At 56.1% G+C, this 15959-nt stretch carries 20 protein-coding genes, 1 tRNA gene and 1 pseudogene; all 22 read right to left on the bottom strand.

Translation table 11 applies throughout. The features are described from left to right. A partial coding sequence (gene rpoB, locus FJY67_07690; protein MBM3329337.1) for a DNA-directed RNA polymerase subunit beta occupies positions 1–3244 on the bottom strand: 3244 nt, incomplete at its 3' end. Positions 3245–3533: 289 nt separating this feature from the next. Next, a complete protein-coding gene (locus tag FJY67_07685; protein ID MBM3329336.1) occupies positions 3534–4490 on the bottom strand; it encodes a 50S ribosomal protein L7/L12 in 957 nt (318 codons plus the stop codon). Positions 4491–4522: 32 nt separating this feature from the next. Next, positions 4523–4756: a type II toxin-antitoxin system HicA family toxin gene (locus tag FJY67_07680; GenBank protein MBM3329335.1), complete on the bottom strand. Its 234-nt coding sequence runs from the start codon at positions 4754–4756 to the stop codon at positions 4523–4525. After that, on the bottom strand, positions 4734–5000 hold the full coding sequence (locus tag FJY67_07675; GenBank protein MBM3329334.1) for a type II toxin-antitoxin system HicB family antitoxin: 267 nt from the start codon (positions 4998–5000) through the stop codon (positions 4734–4736). The genes FJY67_07680 and FJY67_07675 overlap by 23 nt, the downstream gene beginning before the upstream one ends. A 1-nt stretch (position 5001) precedes the next feature. Continuing rightward, on the bottom strand, positions 5002–5769 hold the full coding sequence (locus FJY67_07670; GenBank protein MBM3329333.1) for a hypothetical protein: 768 nt from the start codon (positions 5767–5769) through the stop codon (positions 5002–5004). Between the two features lie 187 nt (positions 5770–5956). After that, positions 5957–6169, bottom strand: a complete 213-nt coding sequence (locus FJY67_07665; GenBank protein MBM3329332.1) for a hypothetical protein — start codon at positions 6167–6169, stop codon at positions 5957–5959. Positions 6170–6240: 71 nt separating this feature from the next. Next, positions 6241–6936 carry a 50S ribosomal protein L1 gene (locus FJY67_07660; GenBank protein ID MBM3329331.1) on the bottom strand — a complete coding sequence of 232 codons (696 nt, stop codon included), beginning with the start codon at positions 6934–6936 and terminating at the stop codon, positions 6241–6243. A 109-nt stretch (positions 6937–7045) separates the two neighbouring features. Beyond that, on the bottom strand, positions 7046–7480 hold the full coding sequence (gene rplK, locus FJY67_07655) for a 50S ribosomal protein L11 (protein ID MBM3329330.1): 435 nt from the start codon (positions 7478–7480) through the stop codon (positions 7046–7048). 140 nt (positions 7481–7620) lie between these two features. Next, on the bottom strand, positions 7621–8379 hold the full coding sequence (gene nusG, locus FJY67_07650) for a transcription termination/antitermination factor NusG (protein MBM3329329.1): 759 nt from the start codon (positions 8377–8379) through the stop codon (positions 7621–7623). Continuing rightward, the gene (gene secE / locus FJY67_07645) at positions 8256–8438 is read right to left on the bottom strand and encodes a preprotein translocase subunit SecE (protein MBM3329328.1); all 183 of its coding nucleotides are present in this window, start codon (positions 8436–8438) and stop codon (positions 8256–8258) included. The genes nusG and secE overlap by 124 nt, the downstream gene beginning before the upstream one ends. A gap of 15 nt (positions 8439–8453) precedes the next feature. After that, positions 8454–8529 (bottom strand) — tRNA-Trp (locus FJY67_07640). A 5-nt stretch (positions 8530–8534) separates the two neighbouring features. Then, positions 8535–8687 (bottom strand): 50S ribosomal protein L33, encoded by a 153-nt coding sequence (gene rpmG, locus FJY67_07635; GenBank protein MBM3329327.1) that lies wholly within the window; start codon positions 8685–8687, stop codon positions 8535–8537. After that, positions 8687–9076, bottom strand: coding sequence for an aspartyl protease (locus FJY67_07630; GenBank protein MBM3329326.1), 390 nt, complete (start codon positions 9074–9076; stop codon positions 8687–8689). Before FJY67_07630 ends, rpmG begins: the two co-directional genes overlap by 1 nt. Positions 9077–9084: 8 nt before the next feature. Then, positions 9085–10275, bottom strand: a complete 1191-nt coding sequence (gene tuf, locus FJY67_07625; GenBank protein MBM3329325.1) for an elongation factor Tu — start codon at positions 10273–10275, stop codon at positions 9085–9087. Positions 10276–10278: 3 nt separating this feature from the next. Continuing rightward, entirely contained in the window at positions 10279–10938 is a 660-nt protein-coding gene (locus FJY67_07620) for an NYN domain-containing protein (protein ID MBM3329324.1), read from the bottom strand. 17 nt (positions 10939–10955) lie between these two features. Continuing rightward, entirely contained in the window at positions 10956–13052 is a 2097-nt protein-coding gene (fusA, locus tag FJY67_07615) for an elongation factor G (GenBank protein MBM3329323.1), read from the bottom strand. A 328-nt stretch (positions 13053–13380) separates the two neighbouring features. Next, a complete protein-coding gene (locus tag FJY67_07610) occupies positions 13381–13662 on the bottom strand; it encodes a type II toxin-antitoxin system RelE/ParE family toxin (protein MBM3329322.1) in 282 nt (93 codons plus the stop codon). After that, positions 13659–13865 carry a hypothetical protein gene (locus FJY67_07605; protein ID MBM3329321.1) on the bottom strand — a complete coding sequence of 69 codons (207 nt, stop codon included), beginning with the start codon at positions 13863–13865 and terminating at the stop codon, positions 13659–13661. Before FJY67_07605 ends, FJY67_07610 begins: the two co-directional genes overlap by 4 nt. 18 nt (positions 13866–13883) lie before the next feature. Next, positions 13884–14447: a hypothetical protein gene (locus FJY67_07600; protein ID MBM3329320.1), complete on the bottom strand. Its 564-nt coding sequence runs from the start codon at positions 14445–14447 to the stop codon at positions 13884–13886. 78 nt (positions 14448–14525) lie between these two features. Further along, a complete protein-coding gene (rpsG, locus tag FJY67_07595) occupies positions 14526–14996 on the bottom strand; it encodes a 30S ribosomal protein S7 (GenBank protein MBM3329319.1) in 471 nt (156 codons plus the stop codon). A 75-nt stretch (positions 14997–15071) separates the two neighbouring features. Then, on the bottom strand, positions 15072–15446 hold the full coding sequence (locus FJY67_07590) for a 30S ribosomal protein S12 (GenBank protein MBM3329318.1): 375 nt from the start codon (positions 15444–15446) through the stop codon (positions 15072–15074). 306 nt (positions 15447–15752) lie between these two features. Continuing rightward, positions 15753–15959, bottom strand: a pseudogene (locus FJY67_07585) (hypothetical protein).

The raw sequence follows: 15959 nt of genomic DNA, 5'->3' as shown, positions 1-15959 counted from the left end.
GCGTCGAGAAGTGGAGGTCGAGTTTGTCGCCGGCCCATCCGAGCGCCGTCTCAAGCAATTGCCCGAGATTCATACGCGAAGGCACCCCGAGCGGGTTGAGGATCATATCGATTGGCGTCCCATCCGCGAGGAAAGGCATATCCTCAACCGGAACCACCTTACCGACGACACCCTTGTTGCCGTGCCGCCCGGCCATCTTATCGCCGACCTGAATCTTGCGCTTTTGCGCGACATAGACCTTGGCTAACTGCACCAGTCCGCTCGGCAGTTCATCGCCAACCTGGATCTTGTGCTTTTGATTGCGATAAACCGTCTCTTCCTCGAAGAGCCGTTCACCGTGACGTTGAATCAGGAAATTGACGATGTTGTTGACTTCATCGTCTCCCGTCCAACGGGCATCGCTCGGCACCTGATCGATCCGGACGCCTTCCACAGTAACGCTGTCGTAGAGCACTCCTGCCGGAACGAGGATCTGTTCACCGTTGCGGTCCCGGACTTCGCTCGCGACCATACCGTCAAGCACCCGGGCGATCTCGGTTTTGGTTTCCAGTTCAAGTGCTGCGCTAACCTGCTCGAATTCGGCGTCGAGTTGCTCGACCTTCTCCTTATCTTCACGTCGTGCATCGGGGTCTTTACGGCGACGACTGAAGAGTTTGGTATCGATGACGACGCCGTTCAACCCCGGTCGCGCGACCCGCGAAGCGTTCTTCACATCCCCGGCTTTGTCGCCAAAGATCGCCTTTAGCAACTTGTCCTCGGGAGTCAGCTCCGTTTCACCCTTGGGGGTTACCTTGCCGATAAGGATGTCGCCCTCGCGCACCACAGCACCGACCCGGATGATCCCGTTCTGGTCGAGGTCTTTCGTCGCTTCCTCACTGACGTTGGGAATCTCCCTTGTCAACTCCTCCTGACCGCGCTTGGTTTCGCGCACTTGAAGTTCGACTTCCTCAATGTGGATCGAGGTGAAGAGGTCGTCCCGCACGAGGCGTTCCGAGAGGATGATCGAGTCTTCAAAGTTGTAGCCATTCCACGGCATAAAGGCAACGAGGACATTGCGTCCCAAGGCCAGATCGCCGCGATCGGTGGCGCAGCCGTCGGCGATAATGTCGCCTTTCTTCACGGTATCGCCGGCTTCGACGACCGGGCGCTGGTTGATGCAAGTGTCCTGATTGGTGCGGTAGAACTTGCGCAGTTTGTAAGATATCCTCTCCATTGGCGCAACGCCGTCCTTCGACCGCGGATCGAACAATTTACGCTCCGCGACAATCTCATCGGCCGAGACCCGGAGAACCTTCATATCTGATTCAGCGACGAGCAGCGTCCTGGAGTCGCGGGCGCAACGGCCTTCCATCCCGGTGCCGACGCGTGGTGCTTCCGGCTTAAGTAGCGGTACCGCCTGGCGCTGCATATTGGAGCCCATCAGCGCTCGGTTGGCGTCATCGTGCTCGAGGAAGGGAATCAATGCGGCGGCTATCGAGACGATCTGAATCGGAGACACATCCATATAGTCGATCGCTGACGGAGCGACGATCGGATAGTCGCTTCTATACCGCGCTTTAACCCTCTGCTGTTCAAACTCGCCATTGCCTGAAATAAGGGCATTTGCCTGGGCGATCGTTACGCGGTCTTCGTCATCGGCACTCAGATACTCAATTAGTTTGACCGGCCGCCCATTTCGGACTTTGCGGTAGGGCGTTTCGACGAAACCGAGATCGTTGACCCGGGCATAGGTGCAGAGCGACGAAATGAGGCCGATGTTGGGACCCTCCGGCGTCTCAATAGGACAGAGGCGTCCATAATGGGTATAGTGGACATCGCGCACCTCGAAGCCGGCGCGTTCACGAGTAAGCCCGCCCGGTCCAAGCGCCGAGAGACGGCGCTTGTGGGTCAACTCGGTCAGTGGATTGACCTGATCCAGGAACTGCGACAACTGGTTGGTGCCGAAGAAGGTGTTGATCACTGACGAAATGGTTCGGACGTTGACCAGATCCTGCGGCGACAGTTGATCCGACTCGCGCATGTTCATCCGCTCCTTAATGGTGCGGGCCATACGCGAGAGCGCTATGGAAAACTGATTGGCCAGTTGCTCGCCGACGGTACGCACCCGGCGATTGCCGAGATGGTCGATATCGTCGGTCTGCTCCTTATTCAAGCGGAGGTCGAGCACCCGACGGATTATGGCGACGATGTCCACTTTCGTCAGGACATGGATCGATGTATCGACGTCGAGGCCCAACTTGTTATTGATGCGGTGGCGCCCAACCTGCCCCAGATCATAGCGTTTATCGTCGAAGAAGTGCCGATGGAGGAGTTTGCGTGCCGATTCGAGGTCGAGCGGGTCGCTGGAGCGAAGTTCCCGATAGATGTGCACCAGCGCCTCGTCTTCGTTCGTCGAGCGGTCGCGGCGGAAGGTGTTATCGAGAATCTCGCCGGCGACGTCGTGTTCGTCGAGGTGCAGCAGGAGCACCCGCTTAAGACCCTTCTTCTTCAGGTCCTTCAGGGTATCGGAATTGAACGGCGTACCGGCGGCCACGAGCAGTTCGCCCGTCTCCTTGTCAACTTCGGACCGGATCACCTTGGTCCCAAAGTGATCCTTGATATCCTTCGAGCCGAGCGCAACCTCTTCGGTGTAGCCGAATAGTTCCCAAATCTGCCAGTCCTGGGAGTAACCGAGGCTGCGCAGCAATGTGGTGATGGGAAATCGCTTGCGTCGGTCGATATAGACGTATAGAACGTCGTTGATATCGGTGGTGAACTCGATCCAGGCACCCCGGAACGGGATCACCCGCGCCGAAAAGATGCGGGTGCCGTTAGGGTGAATCGAGTCGCCGAAGAAGACACCCGGCGAACGGTGAAGTTGGCTTACCACGACTCGCTCGGCACCGTTGATAATGAAGGTGCCTTCGTCGGTCATCAGAGGCAGGTTGCCGAGATAGACGTCCGCTTCCAGCGTATGGCTGAACTGGCCTTCGTCATCGACATCGCCGCGACTCGAGAGGCGCAATTTCGCCTTGAGCGGCACCGAGTAACTGACCCCGCGCGCCCGTGTCTCTTCGATGGTGTATTTGGGCGGTGCGATATGATACTCGATGAACTCCAGAACGTGCTCTTCCCGGTTGTCGAGGATCGGGAAGATGTTCATAAAGACCGACTGCAGTCCTTTGCGCTCGCGCTTGTCGGGCGGCACATCGCGCTGCAGAAAGTCCTCAAACGACTTAACCTGCACATCGAGCAGGTCAGGCATATCGAGGATCGGCTGGGTGCGGGCGAAGGTAATACGCTGGATCGTGTTCTTGCTCTTCAATCCTACTCCATCGGGGTGATAGACGGCTTAAGGCTCAGGGCGTAGGGCATCTGGCGAAAGGTAAAGGATATCGGATTAGGCAGTATTTAACACCACAATCACCAACCCCCCAAAGACCATAGCCAGCCATTAGCCATGAGCCTGACACTGAATGGATTGGGGGTTCATCCCCAAGCCCTCAGTTATCCTAAGACTCTAAGCCCTAAGCCTTGAGCCTTAAGGCTTGAGCCTACTTCAGTTCGACGGTGCCGCCGGCTTCCTCGATCTGCGCTTTGATCTTCAGTGCTTCTTCTTTCGAGATGCCTTCCTTGACCGGCTTGGGAGCGCCATCGACGAGGTCTTTGGCTTCCTTCAGACCGAGGCTGGTGATCGCGCGGACTTCCTTGATGACCTGAATTTTCTTTTCGCCGGCACCTATCAGCATGACGGTGAACTCGGTCTGCTCTTCGACCTCCTCGGCGGGAGCCGCGGCGGCACCAGCCATACCCGGCATCGCGCCGGCGAAGGCCATCGGAGCGGCGGCGGTTACACCGAACTTATCCTCAAGGGCTTTCTTCAGTTCGACCAATTCGAGAACGGTCATCTTCTCGATGGCATCGATAATGGCTTGCACGGATCCTCCTGATGCAGTTAGGCCCGGGCGTCCGTCGGGATTCGCTTCGGCCGCTTGAGCGACCTGATCGACTACCGATACGAACGACCGGAGTATCTCTTGAATAACGAAAACGAAGCCCGAGAGCGGGCTGGCAATCGCGCCGACGATCTGGGCGATTAGCACCTCCCGCGGCGGGATGTTCCTTAGTTGTTCGATCTGAGCCGGGCCGTAGAGCCGGCCATCGACCAGCCCGCCTTTGATGGCGGCCTTCTGCTTCTCCTTGATGAAGTCGGCGAGCAGTTTGATCGGCTGAACGGGATCGCCGCGGCCGATGCAAAAGCCGGTCGGGCCGGTCAGGATCTGGTCCAGACCGGTGTGGCCAAGTTTCTCCAGCGTCAGTTTGGCGATGGTGTTCTTGGCGACGATAAACAGGAGGTTGCTCTTGAAGCAACTGAGCCGCAACTGATCGAAGTCGGCGACCGGCAGGCCGGTGAAGTCGGCCATGATGATCGCGTTGGCTCCGGCGAGGACGCTTTCGAGTTCGCCCTGCGCGGTGATCTTGCCTGCGGCGGGTTTTGATGCTCGGATCATGGGTTTGTATATGGATGCGATAAAAACCGTTGTTATAGAGAGTTCCACACGTCGTCCGAGATACGGCGACCCAAAATAAGTGAAAGTTCCGACAGTAACATCTTGAGTTGCTTGGCGTCGTATTCCTTGATCGAGGGAATAGCAAGTCGACAGCGGTCTTGATAAATCATCGCCTGATGCTTGCCGCCGCTCACCGGTCCGGTCAGCCCCAATTTGCGAATCTTGCGAATTGCCTCGAAGCGCTTACACGGCTTCAAGTTGTTCAGCCTCGATGTTGATGCTAAGATCTATGCCATCGATGACTGGCAATTCATGCCCCAAGCGCAATCCGATGAGTATCCAGTCTTCAAGGGTCGAGCGCAATTCCTCTTGACATGCGGTCAAAGTTTTGCCGAATGCCAATACTCCAATACACAGTGGAATTCGACCTGCGAAGGAATCTTCTTCGAGTAGACTGTATTCGGCGTGCGCCATAGCGCGCTCTATGTATTCAGTGATGGGGTAGGTCATCTTATGCTTTGACTCCATAGTTAACAAATAAATTGGCTAGAGCTTTTTTGTCAATGACATTTATGCCACACTTCTCTGCTTCTTCAAGTGCTGCTTTGGTAAATCCGTTGGCAGAAAAGAATATCCTGCTATGTATTGACATATCCTTCTCGCTCGTCCCATTTAACTCGCGCACTACATCAGGGCCTATTGGGCGCTTGTGGCCCTTGCACTGTGCGATTGCAACGGTTACTATTGGCCCAGATCTATATTCTGCAATCAAATCAATGCCCCTATCACCCCCCTTTCCATTCACTGTAACCTCTTGATAACCCATTGTTTTCAGTGCAATTGCGCATAGACTTTGAAATCCTTCTCCTTTCTTATCAGATTTAATGATTCTATCAATGAAGTCGATAACAGCATTCTCAATATTAACTCTCATTTCGGTTATAAATTTGTCAAGCTCAGTATCCGATGCAGTAATTGGGACGTATGTGCCAAATATCTCTTCCTTGTTCTGTTCCAGCCACTCCAACAAACCATATCGACTTGCAACACGATAAAAGACCAATTCGAATTTACGTGTTGATTCAACATTTGCGCAATGCCATAATATTCCCGATGATAATGTTTGCCAAGGAGTTAGGCCTTCTCCAGTATAAAGTCCCCTGGATTTAATTTCATTCCATAATTCAGATTTTGTCATTGGCGACTTCTTCTCTCTAAGAATGTCAACGGCATTCTCCCAAAGCGCCTTAGGCTTAGTTGCAGTGGATGGATTACTCATCAATTGCAACCCAAAATACTAGGAATTCTTGCCGCTAGCACCTCCCACGGAACTGTCGGTTCGTGCCGCCGCAGGAGGGTGACGATCGAATCTTCGAGGTCCTCCAACTCGTCTTTGGACAGGTCGGGGCAGTCGATCCGTAGTCCCCTCCGCCTCCCCTCCTCATCGACGATGTAACTGATGCCTTTCATTTTTGCTCTCGGGGTTTCCTGCGGATTACTTTGGTAACATGCCTTTGTAACGGTTGACTCATATCATACCCCAATTTGGAGTAATGCTCAACGGTCAGATCCCACACCATCCCTATGCGCTCTTCCGGCGTTGCATCGACATAGCCGTAGTCGTCCCTCAGGTCGTCAAGGGTCAGTTTGCGGGTGATCTGACGGTTCAGTCGGTCCATAGGTTTTACCTATCTGGTGGACATTCAAAGCATATCGGGCGCGATAAATCGCGCCCCAACCAGTTAAAAGACTACTTCACTCCCGCCGACGCGCGGCTCACCTTGACGCCGGGGCCCATCGTCGAAGTGAGCGTGATCGCCTTCACATACTGCCCTTTGGCGGTCGAAGGCTTCAAGCGCTGGATCGTCCCCAAAAGCGACTGGATGTTTTCCACCAGTTTCACTTTATCGAACGACGCCTTGCCGACCGGGATGTGGAGGATGCCGGTCTTATCGACGCGAAAACTGAGCCTCCCGGCTTTGACCTCTCTTACCGCTCCAGCGACGTCGGCTGTCACCGTGCCGGTCTTGGGATTCGGCATAAGACCTCGCGGGCCAAGGATCTTTCCGACCTTTCCGACCTGCGGCATCACATCGGGCGTCGCAATGATCGAATCGATGTCCGTCCAGCCGCCTTGAATCTTCTCAATGAACTCGTCGAGCCCGGCATGGTCAGCGCCGGCTTCGAGGGCTTCCTTGGCCTTCTCTTCGCGAGCCAGCACGAGCAGCCGGACGGTCTTGCCGATGCCGTGCGGCAGGCTGGCGGTCCCGCGGATCATCTGATCGGCTTTGCGCGGATCGACGCCGAGGTTGATGTGGATTTCGACCGTCTCATCGAACTTCGCCGTCGCGCACTCCTTCACCTTGGCGACGGCCTGTTCAAGGTCATGCTCAATACGCCGATCGACCTTGACCTTGATAGCCTTGAAACGCTTGCTCTCTTTCACTGCTTCCTCATTTTGAACCGCTCAAGCGCGAGCGGGTTGTGGTTGATCTCGCGCCGAAGGTGGCGCTCCCACGAGTTGAAATCCCACAAGGTGTGCGGGATCTTTGTCCCTACCCCTCGACCGTAATCCCCATGTTGCGAGCCGTCCCGGCAACGACCTTCATCGCGCCTTCGACGGTATGGGCATTCAAGTCGGGCATCTTCACTTTAGCAATCTCGCGTAACTGATCGGAGGATACTTTACCGACCTTGCTGCGATTGGCTTCCTTCGAGCCGCTCGGTATTCCGGCTGCCTTCTTCAAGAGGAAGGAAGCCGGAGGCGACTTGACAACGAACGAAAAGGTCTTGTCATGATAGACCGTAATGATGACCGGCAAAGTCGTCCCCATCTGGTCCTTGGTCCGCTCGTTGAACTGACGGCAGAACTCCATAATGTTGACGCCGCGCTGGCCGAGCGCCGGTCCGACCGGCGGCGAAGGATTCGCCTGCCCGCCGGTTACCTGCAATTTGACATAGCCGGTAATGCGCTTCTTGGGTGATGCCATAATCGTAATCCGTCTTGTTGATCCGGTCTATGGGCAAGCCTGTAGCAGGCGCCCAATGACCTTGAGAATTCTTTCCAGCCGGGTAAGCAAGGTGACGCTGCCGCGTTCACTCCCTCCCCATATCGTCGGCAGCCGTCGGGTTAGGTGGTGAAGTTGGTAGTAACCTGCAGGAAATCGACCTCGACAGGCGTCGAACTGTTGAAGACCGTCACTAACACCTTGAGCCGCCGCTTCTCCTGATTCAGTTCCTTTATCGAACCGACCAGATCCTTGAACGGTCCATCGGTGATCTTCACCTTATCACCGATCTGGAAGGGGATTTCGACCGTGATCTGGCCGCGTCTTTCTTCGACCCGGCCCAGAATGCGATCGACCTCTTCGGCGCGAAGCGGCTGCGGATCCTGGGTGCCATCGGCAAAGCCCATCGTCCCGGGCGCTCCGTCGATCAGGTGTCGCGTCTCTTTCGAGAGGAGCATCTCAATGAAGAGATACCCCGGGAAGGTGATCTTATTCCGCTGACGCTTGCGCCCGTCGCGCATTTCGACGACGGTCTCCTGTGGCACGAGGATCGCTCCCACTTGCTCGATAAGAGCCGCGGACCGCTTCACCTCGCCTTCGAGGTAGTTCTTGACTGCGTTTTCCTGGGTAGTGAAGACGCGCAGGGCATACCACCGGCGCGCGGCTACGACCTCGGAGGAAACCTCGGGCGCCGATACCGGCTCAGGAGGATGGGCTTTCTTACGGGCGACTGCCAAACGCGCTCCTGCCGTGCCGGTCAAAGAATGAACTTCAGGATGCGGTTCAGAATCACATCCACGCCGAACGTGAAGATCGCCAGGATGATCGAGAGGACGACGACGATCACCGAACTCTCGATCAACTGCTGCCGGGTCGGCCAGATCACCTTGGCCATCTCGGTGCGGACGTCGCCGATATACTTGGCGGCTTTACCGATCATATTCAACTCCGGTGTTGGCAGGCCTGGAGGGACTCGAACCCCCAACCCTCGGTTTTGGAGACCGATGCTCTACCAGTTGAGCTACAGACCTCTCGTTCACCGCGTCTCCCGATGAGTGGTGCGCTGGTTGCAGTGGGGGCAGAACTTCTTGTACTCGACGCGTCCCGACTGCTTGCGCTTGTTCTTGGTGTTGGTGTAGTTCCGGCGCTTACATTCATTGCAGGCCAGAATGATGATGTCACGAGGCATTAAACTTCCTTGGGACTCTTGATTTCTACTTCCTTGGCGCTTGCCAGCATCAGGCGCAGGGGTTGCAACTTCCTCTTGAAAGGATTGAGCACCAATCCCATGACCTCAAGGGTAATTACTCCCAGCAATGCCTCATCGTCCCGTTCGCCGAGTATAACGGGAGAATAGACGTCTTCTTCAAGGATTTGAAATTGGCATTGCGACACATTTCGGGTCACTATCGACCCGTCGGCAAATTCGAACTGCATCTCTCGCTTAGGTGCAAGCCCAATCTTGGTCCAAACAGGTTCTGGCAAGAGGCTGTAACTCGCACCGCTGTCCACCAGAAAGCGCACATTACGCGATCCCTTTGGACCAATCACGGTTCCCCTTACATAGACGATTCCCACTGGAATCTCTACGCGGTCACCTTGGTGACCATGCCGGCGCCGACCGTGCGGCCGCCCTCGCGGATCGCAAAACGAACCTGCTCCTCAAGCGCAATCGGCGAAATCAAGTCCACCTTGATCTCTACGTTGTCGCCCGGCATCACCATCTCACGACCCTGAGGCAACTCCACCGCGCCCGTTACGTCCGTCGTCCGAAAATAGAACTGCGGACGATAACCCTGGAAAAACGGCGTGTGACGGCCGCCCTCCTCCTTCGAGAGAACATAGACCTTCCCCTCGAACTTCGTGTGCGGGGTGATCGATGCCGGTGCCGATATCACCATCCCCCGCTCAACCTCGTCCTTGTCGATGCCACGAAGCAACAGCCCCACATTGTCCCCCGCCTGTCCCTCGTCAAGCAACTTCCGGAACATCTCAACACCCGTCACAACCGACTTCTTCGACGATCCAAAGCCCACCAATTCCACCTCGTCACCCACGTGGATTATACCCCGCTCGATGCGGCCCGTCGCCACCGTCCCCCGACCGGTAATCGAAAAGACATCCTCTACCGGCATCAAAAACGGCTTGTCAACCGCCCGCTGTGGCGTCGGGATGTAACTGTCAACCGCCGACATCAGGTCCAGGATGCACTGGTTGTGAACCCGATCCCCAGGAAAGTTCATCGCCTGAAGCCCCGAGCCCCGAATCACCGGTATGTCGTCACCCGGAAACTGATACTGCTTCAGCAACTCCCGCATCTCCAACTCCACCAGATCCAAGAGTTCCGGATCGTCCACCAGGTCGCACTTGTTCATGAACACCACCAGGTAGGGAACCCCCACCTGACGAGCCAACAGAATGTGCTCCCGAGTCTGAGGCATCGGACCATCGTCCGCACCCACCACCACGATCGCTCCGTCCATCTGTGCCGCGCCCGTCACCATATTCTTGATGTAGTCGGCGTGACCCGGACAGTCCACGTGAGCATAGTGACGGTTCGCGGTCTGATACTCAATGTGGGCGGTGTTGATGGTGACCCCGCGTGCCCGCTCCTCAGGCGCGTTGTCGATCGAGTCGAACGAACGCTCCTGAGCCCAGCCCTTGGCGGCAAGAACCTTGGTGATCGCCGACGTAAGCGTCGTCTTGCCGTGATCGACGTGGCCGATCGTCCCGATGTTGACGTGCGGCTTGTCCCGAACAAATTTCTCTTTGGCCATGGGTCAGTTCCCGATAATATTAAGAGGTTTCGCGGCACGATCCGGAATGTTCAGTTCAACTTGCTCGCCTAATTGAGTAATACTCCAGTATCGGCCCGCCTTGATGAACGTAAGTGAATAATAATAATCGTCCAACATCTCGACCTTTACCAGTTTTGGAAAATCCGACTTGAGTTCGCCAAATGCACGGGAATTATAACCTCCGCGCCAACTATATACTTCCACCTTCCAATCGCGCTGAAGGGCAAACCGCAATTGACCGGGAAAACTTGTTCCCGTCTTGCTTACACGTCCGTCTCCTGACAGCAGCACAAGAGTTTCTGGATTGGGCCTGGCCAAAATAGTATTGGCAATTCGCAGATGGAGCATTTCATCGACGGTTTGCTCGCGAAGGATACCGAACCCATTCTCCACTCTTTGGAGCAAGGTCGTTTTGAAGCCCATCCTTTCAGCATATTCCCATAAAGAAGCGGCTTGCGGTGGAACCGAACCGGCAAGTTCTTTCGTTAACACCTCCCGACCGCGTGATACCAATTGAAAGAGATTGTTGAAGTGAACTCGGACCGCATATCGCGAGAGACCAGGCTCCATCTCCCCTGCAGTATCCACAGCTGTCAGAAAGATATTGGTGTTATCCCAAAATATGTGAACTTTGTCGGACATAACTATTGTTATTGCCCCTACTTCCCGTTCACCCGATCGAGGATCTCCTCCTGGACCGACTTTGGCGTCGCTTCGTAGCGGAGGAACTCCATCGTGAAGAGCGCCCGACCCTGGGTGAGGCTGCGCAGACTGGTGGCGTAGCCGAACATCGTCGCCAGCGGCACTTCGGCCGATACGACCTGGGCGTCGCTCCGGACATCGATTCCCATGATGCGGGCGCGGCGGCTGTTGAGGTCGCCGACGACGTCGCCGAGATAGACCGCCGGGGAGATTACCTCGAGTTTCATGAACGGCTCAAGTAACACCACTCCTGCCTGACGCACGGCCTCCTGCACCGCCATCGAGCCGGCAATCTTGAATGCCATTTCGGAAGAATCAACTTCATGGTAAGATCCGTCGAGCAGGGTTACCTTGACGTCAATGACCGGGTAACCTGCGAGGGGGCCGCTCTCGAGTGCATCGCGGCAACCGCGGTTGACCGGCTCGATGTATTCGCGGGGAATGGTTCCACCGATGATCTTAGACTCAAACTGGTACCCGGCTCCCGGCTCGCCCGGTTCGACGGTCAGTTTGACGTGTCCATACTGCCCGTGACCGCCGGTCTGACGAATGTAACGCCCTTCCGCTGTGGCGCTGCGCGTGATAGTCTCGCGATAGGCAACGTGCGGGCGACCTTGCTGAACCTTGACATTGAACTCCCGCCGCATCCGCTCGACGAGAACCTCGAGGTGAAGTTCCCCCATCCCGCTGATGAGGGTTTGCCCCGATTCAGGATCGGTGCGAACGCGGAAGGTCGGGTCTTCGTCCGACAATTTCGAGAGAGCGTCGGCCAGTTTCTCTTGTTCGGCTTGCGACTGCGGCTCGACCGCGACCGATATGACCGGCTCAGGGAAGCTCATTCGCTCGAGCAGGATCGAATGCTTGATATCACATAGGGTGTCGCCGGTGCGGGTGTCGCGAAGGCCGATGGCGGCTACGATGTCGCCGGCCTCAACGCCTTCGATATCATCGCGCTTGTTGGCGAACATCCTGACGATGCGGTTGAAGCGCTCCTTGCGGCCGTTAGTGGCGTTAAGTACCTGATCGCCGGAAGCAACCCGCCCCGAATAAACCCGGAAGTAAGTGAGCCGCCCCATATAGGGGTCGGTTACGATCTTGAAGGCGAGGGCGGCAAATGGCGCCGTGGGGTCGGCGGTGCGCAATTCGGCCTTTTCGGTATCGGGGTTATGGCCCTCCACTGGCTTCATATCGAGGGGGCTCGGAAGATAGTCGAGCACCGCGTCGAGCAGCCGCTGCACGCCTTTGTAGCGAAACGACGACCCGCAAAGCACCGGAACGCCGGTACAGGCTATTGTTGCTTTGCGCAGAGCGGCTTTGATCTCATGCTCGTCGATGACTTCATCTTCAAGGAACTTGGCCATCAAGGAATCGTCGAAATCGCTGACAGCCTCAAGCAACTGCTCGCGCCAATGCCGGGCGTCGGCGATCATGTCGGCGGGGATTTCGCCCTCTTCCCAATGGACACCGAGGCTCTCATCGCGAAACGAAATCGCCTTCATTCGGACGAGATCGATCATCCCGGTAAAAAGTTCGCCCTGCCCAATCGGAATTTGCACCGGAATAGGTCGAGCGCCGAGCCTCTCCTTCATCATGTCGATTACGCGGTAAAAATCTGCACCGGAGCGGTCCATCTTGTTGACGTAAGCAATGCGCGGCACACCATAACGGTCGGCTTGACGCCAGACAGTCTCAGATTGAGGCTCGACACCGCCGACTGCGCAGAAGATCGCGACGGCGCCGTCGAGCACCCTCAGCGAGCGCTCTACTTCGGCCGTGAAATCGACGTGTCCCGGCGTGTCGATGATGTTGATCTGGTGGTCTTTCCAGGGACAGGTCGTCGAGGCGCTGGTGATGGTAATGCCGCGCTCGCGTTCCTGATCCATCCAGTCCATCACCGCCGTGCCTTCGTGGACTTCGCCTACCTTATAAGTGCGGCCGGTGTAGTAGAGGATCCGCTCGGTGGTGGTGGTCTTGCCGGCGTCGATGTGAGCCATGATGCCGATGTTGCGGATCTGGCTAAGGGCGACCTTGCCGTTGCCGTTCTGGCCGTTCATTGCCTTCGGCTTGCCGTTCTTACCGGGATTCGTCCGGGGTAGTGTAACTTCCTGAATCACTTATCTATATCTGAACCCGCCCACGCTCGCTGTGCAGCAGGATGCTCCTTCTTGAGATTGACTTCAGCCGGGGCTGGAGTGCTGTAGGTTGAACTTCCCAAAGACGCCGAAAGCAGCCCGGTCAGGCTGCTTTCCACTAAAGGAGCATTCCTGGTGAGGGGACTGTCGGCTAACTATGACGAACTGACGAACCTGTCATCGAAGCGCTTTCGCTTGGACGGATGATGACGGCTTGAGTACCGGATTTCAGAATCCAGCGACCTTCGAACTAAACGAGAAGACGCGCGCCGTGTAGCACGGCATCTACCTCAATCCCACCCTCAATCACGCGATAGATGATTCGGTATTGTCGATGGAACCGCTCGCGGATAAGCGGTTCACCAAACTCGGGAACAACTCGTCCCAACATTGGACTCTCGGCCGCTGATCGGGCAACCAAGCGGATAGCGCGAATGGTCAGGCGGGCATGGTGCGGCGAATCTCGAGCGATGTAATCGAAAATGCTTTCCAAATCCCGAAACGACCGCTCCGTCCAGCGCACTCGCTTCACTTGCCAAACCGCCGATCCAGCTGCTCTTCCTCAACATATCTGCCGGCGTCACCATCCGCCATGCCCTCTTCGACAGCAAGCCTGACACAAAGGGCTTCGATGATGTCGTCGAGGCTGACGCTTTCCGGCAGCGACTCGATTGTCCGTATTGCTTCTTGCTTATGGACCGGACGCCGCATAGCCTGAAGAGTATTCTCATTCACCAGATGATTCTCCCTCGATCACTTCGATCTTGCATTTCTTTGTGCAACATCATAACCCAATGCAAGGCGTTGATCATCAGTCAATTTGCTCAATTTCTCATTCAGCAGATCAGGATCTGGCTCGCGGCGGCACGCATCCAAAATCAGGTTGAACGCCTTTGTGTGAAACACTTTCATCTGTGCGCTCTTGCTGACATCAATAGTGATCAAGCCCATACCGTAAAATTGACAGAGCGTTGTCATCCGACCAAGGACTTCGTACTTCAACGGAAGAACAAGGTAGGTGCGGTGACAGTAGCTTCCGTATGCCATCGCTTGACCAAAACCCTGCAGTGCGGCACCATCACTCGGGTCGCTCTTGACTTCACAGAAGATAATCTCAGCCTGAAATGAGACGAATTCGATTCCTGGTGCGTACCGACCAATCACGTCGGGAGTTCCCCATTTGTCACCCAATACTTTGCCACCGATTTCAACAGCCCTATTACATTTGATCTTGGATTCAGAACTTTGAATCCATATTGTATTCCGATTGCCCGCGATCTTTCCAACAGCAGCTTGAATCAGTTCCTCTCTCGACATACTATCGGAATGCTCCTTCAGCAATTCGACAGTAGTCTCGGATGCAATCTTCTTCTTACTTGCTTTGCCATCCCTCCCCTACCACCTGAAATGCGCGAAGGCCCGGTTGGCCTCAGCCATCTTGAGGGTATCTTCCCGTTTCTTGATCGTCGAGCCTTCGCCATTGGCTGCGGCGATGAGTTCCGATGCCAGATTCGCGGCCATCGTCGTCTCACTGCGCGACCGGGCATACTGCAGTATCCAGCGCATCGCCAATGCCAACTGCCGGTCGTGACGCACCTCGACGGGCACCTGATAGGTCGAACCGCCAACCCGCCGCGACTTAACCTCGAGCGGCGGACGCGCGTTTTCCATCGCCTTGCGGAAGACCTCAAGGCCATTCTGCTTGGTCCGCTTGGCTACGATCTCGAGAGCATCGTAGAAGATCCGCTCGGCGGTGCTCTTCTTGCCCTCTTTCATAATGTTATTGATGAACTTCGTAACAATCACATCGCCGAACCGCGGATCGGGCGGGACGGGGCGATGGGCTGCGCGTTTGCGTCGGGACATTGGTAATGGGCTTATTCAAATGTCCTTGACGGACGGGATTGAAATCTCGTCCGCCGAGGATAACTTATTATTTTACTATTTCTTGCCGCGCTTGGCGCCATACTTCGACCGCCCCTGCTGGCGCTTGGCTACGCCGGCGGCGTCGAGGGTCCCGCGCACAATATGATAACGCACCCCCGGCAGGTCCTTAACACGCCCGCCCCGGATGAGGACCAACGAGTGCTCCTGTAGGTTGTGCCCTTCGCCGGGGATGTAACTCGTTACCTCGATGCCGTTCGAGAGCCGCACCCGCGCTACTTTGCGTAATGCCGAGTTAGGCTTTTTGGGGGTCGTTGTATAGACCCGGACGCAGACGCCTCGCTTCTGAGGGCATTGCTGCAACGCCGGAGCCTTGCTCTTGATGGCGGTCGTCGAACGGCCGTGGCGTAGTAACTGATTGATGGTCGGCAAGAATACTCTATCTTTGGGATGTGCCGCGTGCGCTCAGTCACGCACCGTCTGGCGAATCTTACAATTTATGCCGGCAATGGCCACTTGTCAACCGTTATCGTCATCAAAGTTGCCACTTGCGAGCGAATCCTCGATTCCGGCACCAACCGGGGTTTCGCCGCCTTCGACGGCAAAGCCACTCAGATCGCCCTCCGGCTCGCGCTCACCGCGCCCTTGCTCCTCTTCTGCCAGCGCTTGAATACGGGCCTGTTCCACCAGTTCCGCTTCAGTAACGACATGCAGTGCGAGGTCCTCGTCTTCACCCTCCGGCACCGTAACCTGCACCGTCCGGTATCTCGAGACGCCGGTTCCAGCCGGGATCAAATGCCCCATAATGACGTTTTCCTTCAATCCTTTCAGGAAATCGGTCTTGCGTTCGATGGCGGCTTCAGTAAGAACCCGGGTCGTCTCCTGGAACGACGCCGCCGAGATGAAGGAGTCCGTGGCCAGCGACGCTTGCGTGATTCCAAGCAG

The sequence above is a fragment of the Calditrichota bacterium genome (genome assembly GCA_016867835.1).
In the GTDB taxonomy this organism is placed as follows: Bacteria; Electryoneota; AABM5-125-24; order Hatepunaeales; family Hatepunaeaceae; genus VGIQ01.
Note: the sequence above shows the minus strand (reverse complement) of the source record. Positions and strands in the feature narration are given on the sequence as shown.